The sequence below is a fragment of the Streptomyces sp. 184 genome, from assembly GCF_045781775.1.
Lineage (GTDB): Bacteria > Actinomycetota > Actinomycetes > Streptomycetales > Streptomycetaceae > Streptomyces.
Window position 1 is genome coordinate 193,032 of the sequence record NZ_CP123230.1, and the last position, 17,587, is coordinate 210,618.

The window sequence follows — 17,587 nt, forward strand, 5'->3', positions numbered from 1 at the left end:
CGCCCTCCGCACACCCCCGCCCGGCGCGCCGCTGGACCCCACCGGCCGGAGGCGCTCATGACCGTGACCGTTCTGCGCCCCACGGAAGCGCCCGTACTGATCGGCCGGGCGCGGGAGTTGCAAGCCCTCGTGGACACCGCCACGCACCCGCCGTCGGTGGCGATGGTCGAGGGCGAGGCCGGGATCGGCAAGACGCGGCTGATCCGCGAGGCGCTGCGCCATCCCGCGGTGCGCGGGCGGCGGGTGCTGCTCGGCGGGTGCCGGCCGCTGCGCGAGCCGTTCCCGTACGGGCCGGTGTTCGATCTGCTGCGGCATCTCGCCGGCGGGCTGCCGCCGGTGCTCAGCCCGGTGTGCGGTGCCCTGCGCGCGTATCTGCCGGAGCTGGCGGACCGGCTGCCGCCGGCGCCCGAGTTGCTGAGCGACCTGCGGGCCGGGCGGCACCGGCTCTTCCGTGCCGTACGGGCCCTGCTGGACGCGGCCGGCGAGACGGTGATGGTGGTCGAGGACCTGCACTGGACCGACGACGGCACCCGCGACCTGCTGCGCTTCCTCATCGACGACCCGCCCGACGGGCTGTCCGTCGTGCTCAGTTACCGCCGCGAGGACCTGCCGGGCAGCGGGCTGCCGCTGGGTCGCGCGTACCGCCAGCCGCCCGGCACCACCGCGGTCGTCATCCCCCTGCGCCCTCTGGACGTCCACGGCGTACGCGGCATGTTCGCGGCCCTGACCGGGAGTCCGGCCGGTGCTTCCGCCGCCTTCGGCACCGAGCTGCACCGGCGTACCGCCGGTATCCCCTTCGTCGTCGAGGAGGTCGTACGGGCCCTGCCGGCCCCCGAGCACGGCGCGTTCGCCCGCATGCCCGTCCCCACCCGCCTCCAGGAGGCCGTCGCGGACCGCATGAGCGTGCTCTCGCCCCCCGCCGCCGACGCCGTACGCGCCGCCTCCGTGCTCCGCGTACCCGCCGACGAGGCGCTGATCGCCGCCGTCATGCGCGGCGCCCCCGGGCAGCCCGCCGCGCCGGCGGACTCCGCCGCCGTACGCGAGGCGCTGCTCGCCGGCGTGCTGTACGAGTGGGGCGAGGGCCGCTACGGGTTCCGGCACGCGCTCGCCCAACAGGCCGTCTACGCCGGGCTGCTCGGCCCCGACCGGCACCGGCTGCACCGGCAGGCGATGCTGGCGCTGGCCGCCGAGGACCCGCAGCCCCTCATCCAGCTCGCGTACCACGCGCACCACGCGGGCGAGCTGGCCCAGTGGCAGCGCTACGCCGAGGCCGCCGCCGTCTCCGCGCGCGAGATGGGCGATCTGGCGCTCGCCGTGGGGGTGCTGGAGGAGCTGCTGTCGGACGGGCGGCTGGGCCGGCCCGAGTGCGCCCGGATCGCCGTCGACCTCAGCCGCGACGCGGTCGTCGGGCTCACCCACCACCGGGCCACCGCGCTGCTGCACGACATCGTCCGCGACGGCCACATCCCCGACGGCGTACGCGGCGAGATCCGGCTCAACCTCGGCCTGCTGCTCTACAACCAGGCCGGCCGCTACGAGGAGGGCCGCGTCAACACCGAGGTGGCCGTGGGCGAGCTGCACGCCCGGCCCGCGCTCGCCGCCCGCGGCATGGCCGCGCTGGCCATGCCCAGTTGGGGCGACCATCCGCGGCACGTCTACGAGCGGTGGATCGACCGTGCCGAAGAGCTGGTGGCGCACGAGTCCGACCCCGCCGTCCGCTCCGCCGTACGCGGCAACCACCTGGCCCTGCGCATGAGCCTCGGCGACCCGGCCGTCTGGGAGGAGGCAGAACGCCTCATCGGCGGCCCGGGCTCCGGCACCCACCGCCGCCAGGTCGCCCGCGCCTGCGGCAACTTCGCCGACGCCGCCGCCAGCCTCGGCCACTACCAGGCGGCGCAGCGCTTCCGCGGCGAGGGGCGGCGGCTGGCGGCGGAGTGCGGGGCGGCGTTCCTCGAAGGCATCGTCGAGGGCACGGCGCTGCGCCTTGAGTGGTACGCGGGCCGCTGGCGGGGGCTGGCGGAACGGGCCCGGCGCACCCTCGACACGGTGCAGGGCGTCTCCAGCATCGCCGCCGACGCGCACCTGGTGCTGGGGCTGCTGGCGTCGGCGCTGGGGGAGTGGGACGAGGCGGCGGCGGAGCTGGCGGCGGCCGGGCTCGCCGACCCGCGCAACGCGCCCGCGCCGATACTGGCCACCGCCTCCGGCGCCATGACCCGCCTGCTCCAGGCCCGCGGCGAACCGGAGCGGGCGCGCGCGGAGGCGGAGCGGGGCCTCGCGCGGATCCGGCACAAGGGCATCTGGCCGTGGGCGGGCGACCTGGCGCCGCCGGCGGTCACCGCTCTCGTACGGGCCGGACGGCTGCGCGAGGCGGAGGAGGCCACGGCGGAGCTGGCCGCGGGCATCGCGGGCCGGGACGCGCCGCTGGCGGCGGCGGCGCTGCTGGCGTGCCGGGGGATCGTGGCGGCGGGGCACGAGCGGGCGGCGGAGGCGGCGGGTCTGTTCACGGCGGCGCAGCGGGCGTACGGGGCCCTGCCGCAGCCGTACTCGGCGGCCCGGGCGGGCGAGGCGGCGGCCCGCTGCCGCCTCACGGCGGCCGCCGCCGAGACCGCGGATGCGGGTCCCGCGGATGCGGGTCCCGCCGGTGCCGGTCCCGCCGACGCCGGATCCACAGCCGCCGATCCTGCCGATCCTCCGGACCCCGCCGATCCCGCCGAACAGCTCGCCGCCCTCGCCCAGCAGTTCGCCGACCTCGGCGCCATCCGCGACGCCGCCCGCTGCCGCCGCGTGCTGCGCGGCAACAACGTCCCCCTCCCCTCCCGCCGCGGCCGGCGCGGCTACGGCGACCAGCTCTCCCCGCGCGAACGCGAGGTCGCCCGCCTCGTGGCCCTCGGCCACACCAACCGCCAGATCGCCGACGTGCTGTACCTCTCCCCGCGCACCGTCGAGCAGCACGTGGCCAAGCTGATGCGGAAACTGCACGTCGAGTCGCGGAAGGAGGTGGCCGACGCCGCCCGGCGGCAGCACCCGCGCAATTAATACGGGGTCTCTACCTACCGTTTCCCGGATTGTTCTCGGTCCGCAGACATGCGATCTGTGTGAACGGGCGGCGCGCCGCCCTCACTCCCCCACCAACCGAGGAGAACTCCATGCGGAGCAAGGTACTCCTGAGATCCGTACTCGTAGGCGTGGCGGCCCTGGCCGCCGCGGTCGCCGGCCCCGGCGCGCAGGCGGCGCCGGCGCCCGAGGCCACCGGCGTCGCCGCGGTCGAGGCGACCGCGCACGACCACTCCGAGCACGCCGACGAGAACCTCGGCGAGGGCCACGGCATCACGGCCGAGGAGTTCGAGGCGCTGGCGGCCAAGGCCCCGAAGGACCGCGACTTCGGAGTCACCGCCTGGCCGGTTCCGACCGACCGGGCCTACCACCTCACCTCGTCGTGCAGCGGCGCCGCCGGCGTCATCGGCCAGGGCGCCGCGGCCTGGGCCAACCTGAACCAGACCAGCGGCAGCGACACCCCGGTCGAGTGCCGCAACAGCTACATCAGCGACTGCGGTGGCGGCGGCAACATCGTCGGCTGCAACTGGGGCCAGGGTCAGCGCATCGCGCTGTTCCTCGGCGGCGTGAACGACGACGCGCTGCTCGCCGCGCACGAGTTCGGCCACGACTGGTACGGCCACTCCAGCTACCAGTGCGCCGGCTGGTCCAGCCCCTCGCACGTGATGGCACCGTCGATATGCAACTTCTCCGGCGACGGCACCGAGCGGAGCCCGGTCCGGATCGACTGACGCACCCGCCGGTCCCGCGGGGGCGTCAGGATGGCGGACGCCCCCGCGGCAGACCGCGGCCCGCGGGCCCCGAGACCCGCCCCGGCCCGCGGCGCTCATCCCGCGGCGCTCACCCGCCCCGGCGCCAGTAAGCGCCCGTCGCGCTCGTCGCCTTGAGCAGCGCCGGCCCGCCCGGGGCCGCCCGCCACACCTGGACGAGGTACTCCTCCCGCGGGTCCCCGTCCGCGCGCGGGTCGTCGCCGTCGCGGTGGCGCCCGTGGACCCGTACGCGATACGTCCCCGCCCCCTCCGCGCCGAGCGGCAGCCGGCACGCCTCGTCGTCACTCTCCTGCCAGTTCGTGGCGTAGTCCATGAACGCCGACTCCCAGGTCACCGACACCTCGGCGACGTCCTGCCACCCCGCCGTCTCCAGCGGCGGTGCGCCGTCCCAGAGTTCGGCGCCGACCCCGACCGTGCCGATCTCCTGGCCGCACAGGATCCGCAGCCCCTCGCCCGCGGGATCGGCCTCGACCAGCCCGGTGTCGGCGAACTCCGGCTCGAACTCCGCGACCAGCGACTCCCCGACGATGTCGACCGTCGACGCGTCCACGAACACGTCGGCCGTCCCGACCCCCCACATCAGCCCTGCCACCGCGCCCCTCTCCTCTCCCCCGCGCCGGGAACCCCCGACCGGCTCCCGTCCGCCCTTCCGTCCCGCCTTCCGTCCGGCTTCCGTCCGTCCCCGCGCCGCCGTACCCACCTTTTTGTGGGTACTTGGCACGCCGCCCCCGCCGGGTGAGGCTGGAGGCCAACGGAGCACACGGGGTGCACCGGGCGCACGGAGGTGGTCAGGGAGCCGGGCTGGCTCCGGTGAGGTTGTCCAGGCGGCGGTGGCCCCAGTCGGACAGGGGGGCCAGCGCGACGGACAGGTCGCGGCCGAAGTCGGTGAGCGAGTAGACCGTCTTCAGCGGCAGCCCCTCGTGCACCTCGCGGTGCACCAGGCCGTCGCCCTCCATCTCGCGGAGCGCCTGGGTCAGCACCTTCTCGCTGAGGCCCGGCAGCCGGCGGAGCATTTCGCCGGGCCGGTGGGGGCGGGTCTCCAGCATCCAGAGCAGGGCCGTCTTCCACTTGCCGTCGATCACGGCGATCGCGGCCGTCACCCCGCAGACGTTCGTGTTCTGAGCGAGCTTGCGCGTCATGGCACCCCCGGGGTCACCCGTCTCTCTCATTCACTCTCTTCACTCATGGAGGTTAGTCATGTCCGAGAACTCCGCCGTCACGGTCCTCGGCCTGGGCCCGATGGGCCGGGCCCTGGCCGGGGCGTTCGTCGCCGCCGGGGTCCGTACGACCGTCTGGAACCGGACGCCGGGCCGGGACGGCGAACTCGTCGGGCAGGGCGCGCTGCGCGCGGCGTCGGCCGCGGAGGCGGTGGCCGCGAGCGAGCTGACCGTGGTGTGCGTCGTGGACTACGACGCGGCCGACTCGGTGCTGCGCCGCGCGGACGTCGCCGCCGCGCTCAAGGGCCGTACGCTCGTGAACCTGAGCGCCGACACCCCCACGCGGGCCCGCGACGCCGCGGCCTGGGCGGCGGACCACGGTGTGCGCTACCTCGACGGCTCGATCATGACCCCGACCACCACCATCGGCACGCCGGACGGGGTGTTCATCCACAGCGGCCCGAAGGACCTCTACGACGAGCACCTGCCTGTGCTCTTCGCGCTCGGCGGCACCCACACCCACCTCGGCGAGGACCACGGCCGGGCCGCGGCGTACGACGTGGCGCTGCTCGACATCTTCTGGACCACGATGGCGGGCTGCGCCCACGCGCTGGCCGTCGCACGGGCCGAGGGGGTCACCCCGGGCGAGCTGGCCCCGTTCGCCATGGGCATCGGCGCGATCCTGCCGGGGGCGATCGAGGACATGGCCGCGGGGGTGGCGGCGGGTGACTTCTCGGGGGCGGCCAACCCGATCACGTCGTCGGCGTCGTCGATGAAGCACATCATCGCCGCGTCCGAGCGCCACGGCATCGACGCCGGGGTGATGCGCGCCGCGGCGGGGCAGGCGGAGCGGGTCATCGGGCTGGGGTACGGGACGGACGGGTTCGTCCGCGTCACGGAGCTGGTCGCGGGTCGGCTGGCCGAGGCGGCGAACCGGGGCTGACCCGGGGGCGGCCCGGGGGCGGTCCGGGGTTGACGGCGGGCGCGGGGCGGCGCGGGGCGGCGCGGGCCGGGCCGGGGTGGACCGGACGCGGCGCGAGGTCGACGGGCGGGCCAACGGGGGACGTCCGGACCGCGTCCCGCCGGCCAACTTCCGGCCTTCGCACGGCGCTTCGCGTTAGACGGCGTACGGGACGGGCATTCCACCGTCGACTCCCAGCGACCGACGCGGGAGCGACGAAGGGGGAGCCATGAGACGACGGTGGGGGACAGGCGCGGCGCTGGCCGCCGCGGCGGCGGTGCTGGTGCTCGCGGGGTGCAGCCAGCCGACGGACTACAGCGAGGTGGTCACGTTCACCGACGAGCACGGCCGCGCGTGCACCGCGGCGGTGGTCGTCGACCAGGAGCAGAACGAGGGCGACGACTACGAGGTCTCCGGCCTCGACTGCGACTACCCCCCGAAGGGCCGCGAACCGGGCCCCGCCGGCCACCAGCCCCTCCCGGAACGCCAACCGAAGGACTAAGCCCCCCACCGGCCCGGCCCCGCCGGCGCCGCCTGACGACCGGCCCCGCCGTGCCCGCCTGACGCCGGAGCGGCGTGGCGGCCGGGCGGCCTGACGGCGTGGCGGCCGGGCGGCTTCCGCCCGGCCGCTTCCTGGCCCGAGTCTGCGTGACCGACCTGACGGCCTCCCGGCCCAGCGGCCCGAGCCGGCCTCCCGGCCGGCGGCCCGGGCCCGCCTGACCCGCCTCCGGCCTGACCGGCCCTCGGCCTTCCCGCCTCCCGGCCGGCCGGCGGTGGTCTCCTGGTCCGGGCTCGTTGCCTCGGCTCGTCCGCGGTCCGGTGGTCTCGCCCCGGCGCGGGCCCGCGCCCTCGCGCGGCCCCTGCCTACACTGCACACCTGTCGGCAGTGTGAGGAGGCCGTGTCCCGTGGAGCCCGCTCGTGTGCTGACCGAGGCGGACTGGGTCGTCCATCGGCCCGCCGTCTTCGGTGCCGCGTATCGCATCCTCGGCACCGTCACCGAGGCCGAGGACGTCGTGCAGGACGTGTGGCTGCGCGCATCCGCCGCCGACCTGTCGGCCGTGCGGGACCTGCGTGCCTGGCTGGTGACGCTGGCCGCCCGGACCTCGTACAACGTGCTGAAGTCCGCCCGCGTCCGGCGCGAGACCTACGTCGGCCCCTGGCTGCCCGAGCCGCTGCCGACCGGGCCCGACGCCGCCGCGCAGGTGCTCGTGGACGAGTCGGTCGGCACGGCGATGCTCGTGCTGATGGAGCGGCTGTCGCCCGCCGAGCGCGTCGCGCTCGTGCTGCACGACGTCTTCGACTTCCCCTTCGCCCGCATCGCCGACGTGCTCGGCGCCACCCCCGCCGCCGCCCGCAAGCACGCCTCCCGGGCGCGCGCACGGGTACGGACGGACGGGCAGGAGCAGCGGGAGCAGCGGGACCGGCAGGAGCCGCGCGCGTCGCGGGCGGAGACCGAGCGGGTGCTCAAGGCGTTCAAGGCCGCCGCCGAGGCCGGCGACATGGCCGCGCTGATCGCGCTGCTGCACCCCGACGCGGTGTACGTCGGCGACGGCGGCGGCAAGGCGACCGCCGCGCGCCGGCCGGTGCTGGGCGCGGAGACGATCGCGCTGCTCACGGTCCGTTCGGTACGGATCGCCCGGCCCGACGCCGCGCGGCTCGTCGAGGTCAACGGCGAGCCCGCGCTCGCCACGTACCGCGACGGCGTGCCCGTCTGGCTGGACACCGTGGAGGTCGCAGACGGCCGCCTCACCGCGATCCGCCGCGTCGCCAACCCCGACAAGCTCGCCGCCCTCGCCCCCCTCGGTCACATCTGATCCCCCCGTCTTGTCTCCCTGCGGATCCCCGCCCCTCGGGGGTCCGCAGAGTGCAAGCTGAGGAAGGACGACACGATGAACCATGTCGTGATCATCGGCGGGGGTTTCGCGGGCGTGTGGGCCGCGGCGGGTGCCGCGCTGGCCCGCGGGGACGCGGACCTGCGGATCACGCTCGTCGCCCCGAACGACCACCTGGTGCTGCGGCCCCGGCTGTACGAACCGGAGCCCGACCGGGCGAAGGTGGCGCTGGACCGGATCCTGGGCCCCATCGGCGTCGAGCGCGTACGGGCGACGGTGAGCGCCGTCGACACCGACCGCCGCGTCGTCGTGGCCGACGGGACGGAGATCGGCTACGACCGGCTGGTGCTGGCGTCCGGCAGCCGGCTGGTGCCGCCCGCGGACCTGCCCGGCGCCGAGCGGCTCTTCGACATCGACACCCTGGCGGGCGCCCGCCGCCTCACCGACCACCTGCGCGGGCGCGACGGCTACGCCGCCGTGGTCGTCGGCGCCGGGTTCGTCGGCCTGGAGGCGGCGACGGAGCTGGCGGCGCGTGGCCGGGTGCTGCTGGTGGACACGGCGGAGGCGGTCGGCGCGCCGCTGGGGCCCGGGCCGCGGGCGGCGATCGAGGCGGCGCTGGACGAGCTGGGCGTCGAGCGGCGGCTCGGGACGACCGTCACGGAGGTCGGCGACGGGTACGCGGTGCTCTCGGACGGCGACCGGGTCGACGCGGACGCGGTGGTGTGGTCGATCGGGATCCGGGCGCAGGAGCTGACCCGGCAGCTCTCCGACGACCTCGACCACCTCGGCCGGGTGCCGGTGGACGAGTGGCTGCGGGCGCTGCCGGAGGTGTTCGCGGCGGGGGACACGGCGGCGGCGCCGTTCGACGCGGAGCACACCGTGATGCAGGCGTGCCAGCACGCGACGCCGCTGGGGAAGGTCGCCGGGTACAACGCGGCGGCGGACCTGCTGGGCGTACCGCCGCGGCCGTTCACCCCCGCGCCGTACGTCACCTGCCTGTATCTGGGCGCCGCGGGCGGGGTGTTCACGCGCGGCTGGGACCGCATGGTGATGGCGGCGGGGGCGGACGGCGGGTTCGTGAAGGAGCAGATCAACGGGTACATCCACCCGCCGGTGGACGATGCCGCCGAGATCCTGGCGGCGGCCGACCGGGTCTACATCGACCTGCCGTTCTTCCCGCGGGAGGACGAGCCGGCGGCGGCTGCGGCGGGCGCTCAGGTCAGCGAGGTGAAGTAGTCCCGCTGCGCGGGGTAGTAGTCGTCGAACGACGGCGCCGCGGCGCCGTCGCGCGCGGCGACGAGGAGGTCGAGGTAGTACTCCCAGCCCGGCCCGACCTCGCCGACGCCCTCGACGGACGTGAGGTGGTGGATCAGCTCCAGCCGCGTCCCGCCGTCCGCCTCCGCGAGCAGCAGCTCCATGTGCCAGTCGCCGGCCTCGTCGACCATGGACACGGCCAGGCGGTACGGCGGTTCGCAGGCGTCGATGCGCACGTCGCACCAGGGCGCACCGTCCTCGTACGCCATCTGCACCCGGATCGTGCGGCCGGGCGCGGCGTCGCCCTCCCACGGGCCGAACCAGCGGGCGGTGCGCCCGGGTTCGGTGACGGAGGCCCAGACGTCGGCGGCGGGGGCGCGGAACGTACGGGTGAGCACGAGGTCGTGCCCCGCGGCGGTGGACCGGAGCACTCCGGTGGGGCGGGGGGCGAGGCGGGGGCCGCCGGGTGCGCTCTCCTGGCGGGCGGCGCCGCTGTTCTCGGCGTTGCCGCTGTTCCGGATGTCGCCGATGTCCCCGCTGTCCCTGCTGTCCCCGAAGTTCTCGCTGTTCTCGTCGCTGGTCATGCGGTGTCCTCCGTGCGGTGTCGCGGCTGGTCCCTGGTCTCGCGTTCCACCCGGCGCTCCCGCTCGCGGCGGGTGCGGTGGACCTCGGTCTCCAGGGCGTCGAGGCGGTGCTCCCAGCCGGCCGGTGCGCGGAGCAGGGCGATCCACTCGGCGAGTTCGGCCAGCGGCGCGGGGTCGAGGGAGTAGATCCGGCGCCGGCCCACGAGTTCGTCGCGGACCAGCCCGGTCTCCCGTAGCACCCGCAGGTGGCGGCTGACCGCCGGGCGGCTGATGGCGAAGCGGCCGGCTATCTCGCCGGCGGTGAGCGTGGCGCCGCGCAGCATGAGCAGGATCTCCCGTCGTACGGGATCAGCGAGCGCACCGGCCACCTCGTCCATGCCCGAAAGCGTAACGCATGGGTTACGTGTTTACCGCCTCCTCCGTGCGCCCACCACCGCCACCAGCACCGCCGTCGCCACCGTGAGCGCCGCGCACACGCCCGCCGCCACCTGGAACCCCGTCTCGAACGCCCCCCGCGCCGCGTCCAGCAGGTCGTCGGCCGCCGGGCCCGGCAGCCGCTCCGCGGCCGTGACCGTCGCGCTGAGGTCGTCCTCGAACGCCCCGGCCGCGTCCGCCGGTACGCCCTCGGGGGCAGCGCCGTCCGTACGGCCCCGGTAGACCGCCGTGATCACGCTGCCCAGCAGCGCGATGCCCAGCGCCCCGCCCAACTGCGGTGCCGTGGAGGAGATCGCCGCCGCCGCGCCCGCCCGTTCCGGCGGGGCCGCGCCGACGACCATGTCGGTGGCCAGCGCCATCATCGGCCCGAGCCCCGCCGAGACGATCACCGCGCCGGTGACCAGGACCGCCAGCGCGTGCGCCCCGCCGGCCTGCGTCAGCACCCCGTACCCGACGGCCGAGAGCCCCAGTCCGACGCCGATGATCCGCGCGGGCGGGTAGCGGCGCGCCAGCCGCGGCGCCAGCGTGGAGCCGGCGATCACGCCGAGCGCGGACGGCGCCGTCCACAGCCCCGCGTCCAGCGGCGACAGCCCCTCGACGAGCTGGAGGTACTGCGCGAGCGCGTAGTTGGAGCCCCAGAGCACGAAGATCCCGGCGGCCAGCGTCGCCGCTGCGGTGGCGAGCGTACGGTCGGCGAAGAGGCCGAGGTCCACGAACGGGTCGGCGAGCGCCCGCTGCCTGCGGACGAACGCCACCGTCACCAGCACCCCCGCCGCCACCGCCGCAAGCGGCACCGCCCCGGCGCCCTCGGCGGCGATCTGCTTCAGCCCGTAGACCACCGGCAGCACCGCGCCCAGCGACAGCAGCGAGCTGAGCACGTCCACCCGCCGCCCCGCCGGGCCGCGGGACTCCGGCAGCAGCACGGGCAGCAGTACCAGCAGCAGCGCCATCACCGGCACGCCCAGCAGGAACGCCGAGCCCCACCAGAACCGCTCCAGCAGCCAGCCGCCCACCAGCGGCCCGATCGCCGTGCCGCCCGAGACGCTGGCCACGATGACGCCGATGGCCGTCGTCCGCTCCCGCGGCCCGGGGAACAGCGCCGCCGCCAGCGCCAGCGTCGAGGGCATGAGGGTGGCCCCGGCGACGCCCATGAGCGCGCGGGCGGCGATCAGCATCTCGGCGTTCACGGAGTACGCGGCGACCAGCGAGGCGACGCCGTAGCCGGCGGCCCCGTACAGCAGCAGCCGGCGGCGGCCGATGCGGTCGCCGAGTACGCCCATGGTGATGAGCGAGCCGGCGAGGAGGAAGGCGTAGATGTCGACGGTCCACAGCAGTTGGGTGCTGTCGGCGGAGAGGTCGCGGCCGATGGCGGGCAGGGCGAGGTTGGTGACGGTCAGTTCGAGCGAGGCGAGGAGCGCGGGCAGCGCGAGCACGGCGAGCCCGAGCCACCGCCGCCGCTGCTCACCCTTCCCCTGCCGGCCCTGCCGTCCCTGCCGTCCCTGGTCCGAGCCGTGTTCCGAGCCCTGTTCCGAGGTGCGGGAAGTGGTCATGGCGGCCAGTCTCAAACCTCGACCATAATCGAGGTCAAGGGCTAGCCTGACGCCATGGACAAACCCCCCTACGACGCGAAGGAACTCACGGTCGGCCAGCTCGCCGCCCGCTCCGGCGTCGCCGTGACGGCCCTGCACTTCTACGAGGGCAAGGGCCTGATCCGCAGCCGCCGCACCGCAGGCAACCAGCGCCGCTTCACCCGGGACACGCTGCGCCGCGTCGCGTTCATCCGCACCGCGCAGCGGGTGGGCATCCCGCTGCGCACGATCGCCGAGGCGCTGGAGACGCTCCCCGACGGCCGTACTCCCACGCAGGAGGACTGGGCCCGGCTCTCCGCGGCCTGGCGTGACGAACTCGACATCCGCATCGACCAGATGGTGCGCCTACGGGACCGGCTCACCGACTGCATCGGCTGCGGCTGCCTGTCGCTGGACCGCTGCCTGCTGCGCAACCGCGACGACGTCCTCGGCGACACGGGCCCGGGGCCGCGCCGGCTGCTCACCCGCCGGCTGGCCCAGGAGACCCGGAACCCGCCGGCGGGTGAGCAGGACGACGAGGGCACCTGACGCGGCGCCGCTACGTCACCGGGGCAGCTCCCCCCGTACCACCCGGGCCGCCGCCACCAGGCTCTCCAGCGACGCCCGCGTCTCCGCCCAGCCGCGGGTCTTCAGCCCGCAGTCCGGATTCACCCACAGCCGCTCCGCCGGGATCGCCCGCAGCCCGGTGCGCAGCAGCGCCACCGTCTCCGCCGCGCTCGGCACCCGCGGCGAGTGGATGTCGTACACGCCGGGGCCCGCCTCCCGCGGATAGCCGTGCGCGGCCAGTTCGTACGCGACCTGCATGTGCGAGCGCGCCGCCTCCAGGCTGATGACGTCCGCGTCGAGGTCGTCGATGGCGGCGACGATGTCGCCGAACTCCGCGTAGCACATGTGCGTGTGGATCTGCGTGTCCGCCCGCGCGACGCCCGTCGTCAGCCGGAACGCCTCGGTCGCCCACGCCAGGTACGCCGGCCGGTCCGCTGCGCGCAGCGGCAGCGTCTCGCGCAGCGCCGGCTCGTCCACCTGGATCACCGCAGTGCCCGCCGCCTCCAGGTCGGCGACCTCGTCGCGCAGCGCGAGCGCCACCTGCCGGGCGGTCTCGGCGCGCGGCTGGTCGTCGCGGACGAAGGACCACGCCAGCATCGTGACGGGGCCGGTGAGCATGCCCTTGACCGGGCGGTCCGTGAGCGACTGCGCGTACGCCGTCCAGCGGACCGTCATCGGCTCCGGCCGGGAGATGTCGCCGGCCAGGATCGGCGGCCGGACGTAGCGGGTGCCGTAGGACTGCACCCAGCCGTGCCGGGTGGCGAGGTAGCCGGTGAGCTGTTCGGCGAAGTACTGCACCATGTCGTTGCGTTCGGGCTCGCCGTGCACGAGCACGTCGAGCCCGGCCTCCTCCTGGTACGTCACCACCTCGCGGATCTCCGCGGCGATGCGCTCCTCGTAGCCGTCCGCGCCGATCCGTCCGGCGCGCAGGCCGGCGCGGGCGGCACGCAGGTCGGCGGTCTGCGGGAAGGAGCCGATCGTCGTCGTCGGGAGCAGCGGCAGCTTCAGGCGGGCGCGCTGGGCGGCGGCCCGCTCGGCGTACGGCGCGTGGCGGCGGGCGTCCGCCGCGGTGGCGGCGGCGCTGCGGGCGCGGACAGCGGGGTCGCGGGTGATCGGGGAGGCGGCGCGGGCGGCCAGGGCGGTGCGGTTGGCGGCGAGTTCGGCGGCGACGGCGCCGGTGCCGCGGCCCAGCCCGCGGGCGAGCGTGACGACCTCGGCGCTCTTCTGCCGGGCGAACGCCAGCCAGTGCAGCAGTTGCGGGTCGATGTCCCGCTCCGCGGCGGCGTCCAGCGGTACGTGCAGCAGGGAGCAGGACGCGGCGACGTCGACCCGGTCGGCGAGCCCGAGGAGGGTGCCGAGGGCGGCCAGCGCCCGCTCCAGGTCGCAGGCCCACACGTTGCGGCCGTCCACGACCCCGGCGACGAGCCGCTTGCCGGGCAGCCCGCCGGCGGCGGCCAGCGCGTCGAGGTTCGCGGCGGCGGCGCCGGTGAAGTCCAGCGCCAGGCCCTCGACGGGAGCCTTCGCGAGCACCGGCAGAGCGTCGCCGAGGCGGCCGAAGTACGAGGCGACGAGCAGCGCGGGGCGGTCGGCGCGGGCGCCGAGTTCGCGGTACGCGCGCTCGGCGGCGGCCAGTTCCGCGGGCGTACGGTCCTGCACGAGCGCCGGCTCGTCGAGCTGCACCCACGCGGCGCCGGCCGCGCGCAGGTCGGCCAGCACCTCCGCGTACACCGGCAGCAGCTTGTCCAGCAGCGTCAGCGGCTCGAAGCCGGCGGGCGCGCCCGGCGCGGGCTTGGCGAGCAGCAGGTACGTCACGGGCCCGACCAGCACCGGCCGGGGGCCGGGGGCCCCGAGCGCCAGGGCCTCGGTCAGCTCGGCGGTCTGCTTGGCGGAGTCGGCGGTGAAGACGGTGTCCGGGCCCAGCTCGGGCACGAGGTAGTGGTAGTTGGTGTCGAACCACTTCGTCATCTCCAGCGGCGGCGCGTCCTGCGTGCCGCGGGCCATGGCGAAGTAGCCGTCGAGGGCGTCGGCGGCGACGGCCACGCGGTGGCGCTCGGGGATCGCGCCGACCATGACGGTGGTGTCGAGCACGTGGTCGTAGTACGAGAAGTCGCCGGTCGGCACCTCGTGGACGCCGGCGTCGGCCAGCTCCCGCCAGGCGGCCCGGCGCAGTTTGGCGGCGGTGGCGCGGAGTTCACCGGCGTCGACCCGGCCCTTCCAGTAGCCCTCGATCGCCTTCTTCAGCTCCCGGTGGTGGCCCTGCCGGGGGTAGCCGTACACGGTGGCCCGTGCCGCCGCGGCCGCGGACTTCGCTGTCACGGAGATCTCCTTCGCGAGATGGATCCCTGAGGTCCCGGGGACGGAAGGAGAGGGGGAGGGAGACGCGAAGGGGGCGGCCCGGGGCGCGCCCGCGGTGCCGCGGCGGGTGTCCGCCGCGTCGCGGTGCGTGTCCGTGTGCCTGCCCTGTACGTCACGTGCGCCGACCCGCCCTCGAAGGTCACCGGGATGACCGCGCACGGAAGCCCCGCGCACGGGCAGCGGGCAGGTCTTCGGACTCGCGGGCGGTCCGTACGCGACGAGCTGCGCGCACGGGCACCTACTGGCCGTCGCTTCCCGGACCCTTCGGGTCCAGTGCGTATGACGGCGGTCGTTCCCGCTCACCGCTGCGGGGCAGTCCCGGATTCCCACCGGGTTCCCTCTTGCGACGCCACCGCCTGGCGGACGGGGCGAACCGGCTGCACGGCCAGTGTAGGGCGCCCGTCCGGCACCGGCCCGTCCCCGGCTTCGCCCCCGGCCTTGACCCCGACGCAGGGTCAACCTCCGAGCATGGCGGCATGACCACCAGAACCCCCGCCGTCGAGGCCGCCGGGCTGCGCAAGTCGTACGGCGGCCGCGAGGTCGTCGCCGGCGTCGACCTCGCCGTGCCCGCCGGCACCGTCTACGCCCTCCTCGGCCCCAACGGCGCCGGCAAGACCACCACCGTCCGCATCCTGACCACCCTCCTCGCCGCCGACGCCGGCACCGCGCGGGTCGCCGGCCGCGACGTACGCCGCGAGCCCGCCCGGGTGCGCGCCGCGATCGGCGTCACCGGCCAGTTCTCCGCCGTCGACGGGCTGCTCACCGGCCGCGAGAACCTGCGCCTCATGGCCGACCTCGGCCACCTCGAAGGCCCCCGCGCCACCGTCGTCACCGCCCGGCTCCTCGACCGCTTCGGCCTCGCGGGCGCCGCCGACCGGCGCGCCGCGACGTACTCCGGCGGCATGAAGCGGCGCCTCGACCTGGCGATGACGCTGGTGTCCGGGCCGCGGCTGATCTTCCTCGACGAGCCGACCACCGGCCTCGACCCGCGCAGCCGCCGCGAGTTGTGGGACGTCGTGCGCGAACTCGTCGCCGACGGCACCACCGTCTTCCTCACCACCCAGTACCTGGAGGAGGCCGACCGGCTCGCCGACCGCATCGGCGTGCTCGACGGCGGCCGGCTCGTCGCCGAGGGCACCGCGGCCGAGCTGAAGCGCCGCGTCCCCGGCGGCCACGTCGAGCTGCACGCCGCCGACGCGGCGCGGGCCGCGGAGCTGGCGCGGCGGCTGCCCGGCGCGGTGGCCGACCCCGCGGCGCCGGCCGTCACCGTGCCGTACGACGGCAGCCTCGGCGCGCTGCGGGGGCTGCTGGCCGGGATCGAGGACGACGGGTCGGTCACCGGGCTCGCGGTGCACACCACGGACCTGGACGACGTGTTCCTGGCCCTGACCGGCCACGCCGCCGACGCCCCCGCCGACGCCCCCGCCGGAACCGAGGGGGCACGGGCATGACCACCGCGCCGTACGTCCTGCGCGACTCCGCGACCATGCTGCGCCGCAACCTCCGGCACATGGCCCGCTACCCCTCCATGACCGTCATGCTCGTCGGCCAGCCGCTGCTGTTCCTGCTGCTGTTCACCTACGTCTTCGGCGGCACCATGAGCGCCGGCCTCCCCGGGCCCGCCGCGGGCGGCGACCGCGCCGGCTACCTCACGTACCTCACCCCCGGGATCCTTACGATGACCGTCGCGAGCGTGTCCATCGGCACCGCCGTGCTCGTCGCCAACGACATGACCGACGGCATCATCGACCGGTTCCGCACCATGCCCATCGCGAAGTCCTCGGTGCTCACCGGCCACGTGCTCGCCGCGCTCATCCAGACCGCGCTGGCGCTCACGGCGGTCGGCGCGACGGCCTTCGCGCTCGGGCTGCGCACGGACGCCTCGGCGGCGCAGTGGGCCGCGCTCGCCGGGCTGCTGGGGCTGCTGTCGTACGCGCTGACGTGGTTCACGGTGGCGCTGGGGCTGGCCAGCCCGGACCCGGAGACGGCGAGCAACCTGCCGATGGTCTTCGTGCTGCTGCCGTTCGTGGGCAGCGGGTTCGTACCGGTCGACTCGATGCCCGCGGGGCTGCGGTGGTTCGCGGCGCACCAGCCGTTCACGCCGGTCATGGACCTGATCCGGGGGCTGCTCGCCGGCTCGCCGGACGGCGCGGACGCGGCCTGGGCGGTCGGCTGGTGCGCGGTCGTCGGCGCCGTCGGCTACCTCTGGTCGCGCCGCCTCTACCGGACCCGCGCGGCGACCTAGGATGCCCCGATGCTGACCATCGGCGAACTGGCCGCATACGCCGGGGTGACGGTCCGCGCGGTCCGGCACTACCACGCCAAGGGGCTGCTCCCCGAGCCGGAGCGGGACCACTCCGGCTACCGCCGCTACGACGCCGCCGCCGTGGTCGAGCTGATCCGCATCCGCACCCTCGCCGAGGCCGGCGTTCCGCTGGCCCGGGTACGGGAGCTGCTGCGGGCCGACGAGGCGGAGTTCGCGGCGGCGATCGCCGACATCGACCGGCGGCTGCGGGCCGAGATCCGCGCCCGCCAGGAGCACCGCCGCCGCATCGCCCGGCTCGCGGCGGGCGACAGCCTGGCGCTGCCGCCGGAGGTCGTGGCGTTCCTCGACCGGCTGCGGGAGCTGGGCGTGGACGAGCGGATCGTCGCGGTCGAGCGGGAGGGCTGGATCCCGCTGGCGGCGCACGCCCCCGACCGCGTACCGGAGTGGCTGGAGCGTAAACGGGCCCAACTCGCCGACCCCCAGCTCCTCGACTTCTACCGCACCCTCGGCCGCGCCCTCGACTGGACCCCCGACGACCCGCGCCTTACCGCCCTGGCCGACGACCTCGCCGCGTACCTCGCCCGCCTCACGGCGGAACGGGGGCGGGACTACGTCGCCGACGTCGACCTCGCGGCGCCGCTCGCCGAGCTGATGGACAAGCTGGCGTTCGAGGCCGCGCCGCCCGCGCGGCGGCTCATCGAGCTGCTGCGGAAGCGGGGTTGGACGGGGTGGACGCGGCTGGAGCCCGTGGATCCGTGTTGATCTCCCGGAGGTGATGGGTAC

The 17,587-nt window shown here is 75.8% G+C and carries 16 protein-coding genes and 1 riboswitch; of the genes, 10 read left to right on the forward strand and 6 right to left on the reverse strand.

What is annotated here, in order from left to right:
• Positions 1–57 precede the first annotated feature (57 nt).
• Complete coding sequence (locus QBL21_RS00670; protein ID WP_407559979.1) at positions 58–3,036, forward strand: AAA family ATPase; 2,979 nt, start codon at positions 58–60, stop codon at positions 3,034–3,036.
• Positions 3,037–3,146: 110 nt separating this feature from the next.
• Positions 3,147–3,785, forward strand: a complete 639-nt coding sequence (locus QBL21_RS00675; protein ID WP_407559980.1) for a hypothetical protein — start codon at positions 3,147–3,149, stop codon at positions 3,783–3,785.
• Between the two features lie 109 nt (positions 3,786–3,894).
• Here QBL21_RS00675 and QBL21_RS00680 read toward each other — a convergent pair whose 3' ends face one another.
• A complete protein-coding gene (locus QBL21_RS00680; protein WP_407559981.1) occupies positions 3,895–4,416 on the reverse strand; it encodes a hypothetical protein in 522 nt (173 codons plus the stop codon).
• Between the two features lie 196 nt (positions 4,417–4,612).
• On the reverse strand, positions 4,613–4,963 hold the full coding sequence (locus QBL21_RS00685) for a winged helix-turn-helix transcriptional regulator (RefSeq protein ID WP_407559982.1): 351 nt from the start codon (positions 4,961–4,963) through the stop codon (positions 4,613–4,615).
• A 58-nt stretch (positions 4,964–5,021) separates the two neighbouring features.
• Here QBL21_RS00685 and QBL21_RS00690 point away from each other — a divergent pair, with 58 nt between their 5' ends.
• From QBL21_RS00690 to QBL21_RS00705, 4 genes are all read left to right on the forward strand, one after another.
• Positions 5,022–5,924 carry an NAD(P)-dependent oxidoreductase gene (locus tag QBL21_RS00690; RefSeq protein ID WP_407559983.1) on the forward strand — a complete coding sequence of 301 codons (903 nt, stop codon included), beginning with the start codon at positions 5,022–5,024 and terminating at the stop codon, positions 5,922–5,924.
• A gap of 247 nt (positions 5,925–6,171) precedes the next feature.
• Complete coding sequence (locus tag QBL21_RS00695) at positions 6,172–6,444, forward strand: hypothetical protein (protein ID WP_407559984.1); 273 nt, start codon at positions 6,172–6,174, stop codon at positions 6,442–6,444.
• Between the two features lie 404 nt (positions 6,445–6,848).
• Complete coding sequence (gene sigJ, locus QBL21_RS00700) at positions 6,849–7,757, forward strand: RNA polymerase sigma factor SigJ (protein ID WP_407559985.1); 909 nt, start codon at positions 6,849–6,851, stop codon at positions 7,755–7,757.
• A gap of 75 nt (positions 7,758–7,832) precedes the next feature.
• Positions 7,833–9,011 carry an NAD(P)/FAD-dependent oxidoreductase gene (locus tag QBL21_RS00705; RefSeq protein WP_407559986.1) on the forward strand — a complete coding sequence of 393 codons (1,179 nt, stop codon included), beginning with the start codon at positions 7,833–7,835 and terminating at the stop codon, positions 9,009–9,011.
• Here the strand turns inward: QBL21_RS00705 and QBL21_RS00710 are convergent.
• Genes QBL21_RS00710 through QBL21_RS00720 form a run of 3 tightly spaced genes read right to left on the reverse strand, consistent with a single transcriptional unit; the run spans position 8,990 to position 11,598 of the window.
• Entirely contained in the window at positions 8,990–9,613 is a 624-nt protein-coding gene (locus QBL21_RS00710; RefSeq protein WP_407559987.1) for an SRPBCC family protein, read from the reverse strand. The two genes, QBL21_RS00705 and QBL21_RS00710, sit on opposite strands and share 22 nt — an antisense overlap.
• Positions 9,610–9,990 carry a metalloregulator ArsR/SmtB family transcription factor gene (locus tag QBL21_RS00715; protein ID WP_407559988.1) on the reverse strand — a complete coding sequence of 127 codons (381 nt, stop codon included), beginning with the start codon at positions 9,988–9,990 and terminating at the stop codon, positions 9,610–9,612. The genes QBL21_RS00710 and QBL21_RS00715 overlap by 4 nt, the downstream gene beginning before the upstream one ends.
• A 30-nt stretch (positions 9,991–10,020) precedes the next feature.
• Positions 10,021–11,598, reverse strand: coding sequence for an MFS transporter (locus tag QBL21_RS00720; protein WP_407559989.1), 1,578 nt, complete (start codon positions 11,596–11,598; stop codon positions 10,021–10,023).
• 54 nt (positions 11,599–11,652) lie between these two features.
• On the opposite strand from QBL21_RS00720, the gene soxR reads away from it, so the two are divergent.
• Positions 11,653–12,165, forward strand: coding sequence for a redox-sensitive transcriptional activator SoxR (gene soxR / locus QBL21_RS00725; RefSeq protein ID WP_407559990.1), 513 nt, complete (start codon positions 11,653–11,655; stop codon positions 12,163–12,165).
• Between the two features lie 15 nt (positions 12,166–12,180).
• On the opposite strand, the gene metE is transcribed toward soxR, so the two are convergent.
• The gene (metE, locus tag QBL21_RS00730; protein WP_407559991.1) at positions 12,181–14,499 is read right to left on the reverse strand and encodes a 5-methyltetrahydropteroyltriglutamate--homocysteine S-methyltransferase; all 2,319 of its coding nucleotides are present in this window, start codon (positions 14,497–14,499) and stop codon (positions 12,181–12,183) included.
• 224 nt (positions 14,500–14,723) lie between these two features.
• Positions 14,724–14,881, reverse strand: a riboswitch (cobalamin riboswitch).
• A gap of 133 nt (positions 14,882–15,014) precedes the next feature.
• Between metE and QBL21_RS00735 the strand changes: the two genes are divergently transcribed.
• From QBL21_RS00735 to QBL21_RS00745, 3 genes are read left to right on the forward strand one after another with little or no spacing between them, the layout of a single operon-like run.
• Positions 15,015–15,989, forward strand: a complete 975-nt coding sequence (locus QBL21_RS00735) for an ABC transporter ATP-binding protein (RefSeq protein WP_407559992.1) — start codon at positions 15,015–15,017, stop codon at positions 15,987–15,989.
• Positions 15,986–16,783 carry an ABC transporter permease gene (locus QBL21_RS00740; RefSeq protein ID WP_407559993.1) on the forward strand — a complete coding sequence of 266 codons (798 nt, stop codon included), beginning with the start codon at positions 15,986–15,988 and terminating at the stop codon, positions 16,781–16,783. Before QBL21_RS00735 ends, QBL21_RS00740 begins: the two co-directional genes overlap by 4 nt.
• Before the next feature lie 9 nt (positions 16,784–16,792).
• Positions 16,793–17,566: a MerR family transcriptional regulator gene (locus QBL21_RS00745; protein ID WP_407559994.1), complete on the forward strand. Its 774-nt coding sequence runs from the start codon at positions 16,793–16,795 to the stop codon at positions 17,564–17,566.
• Positions 17,567–17,587: the final 21 nt, after the last annotated feature.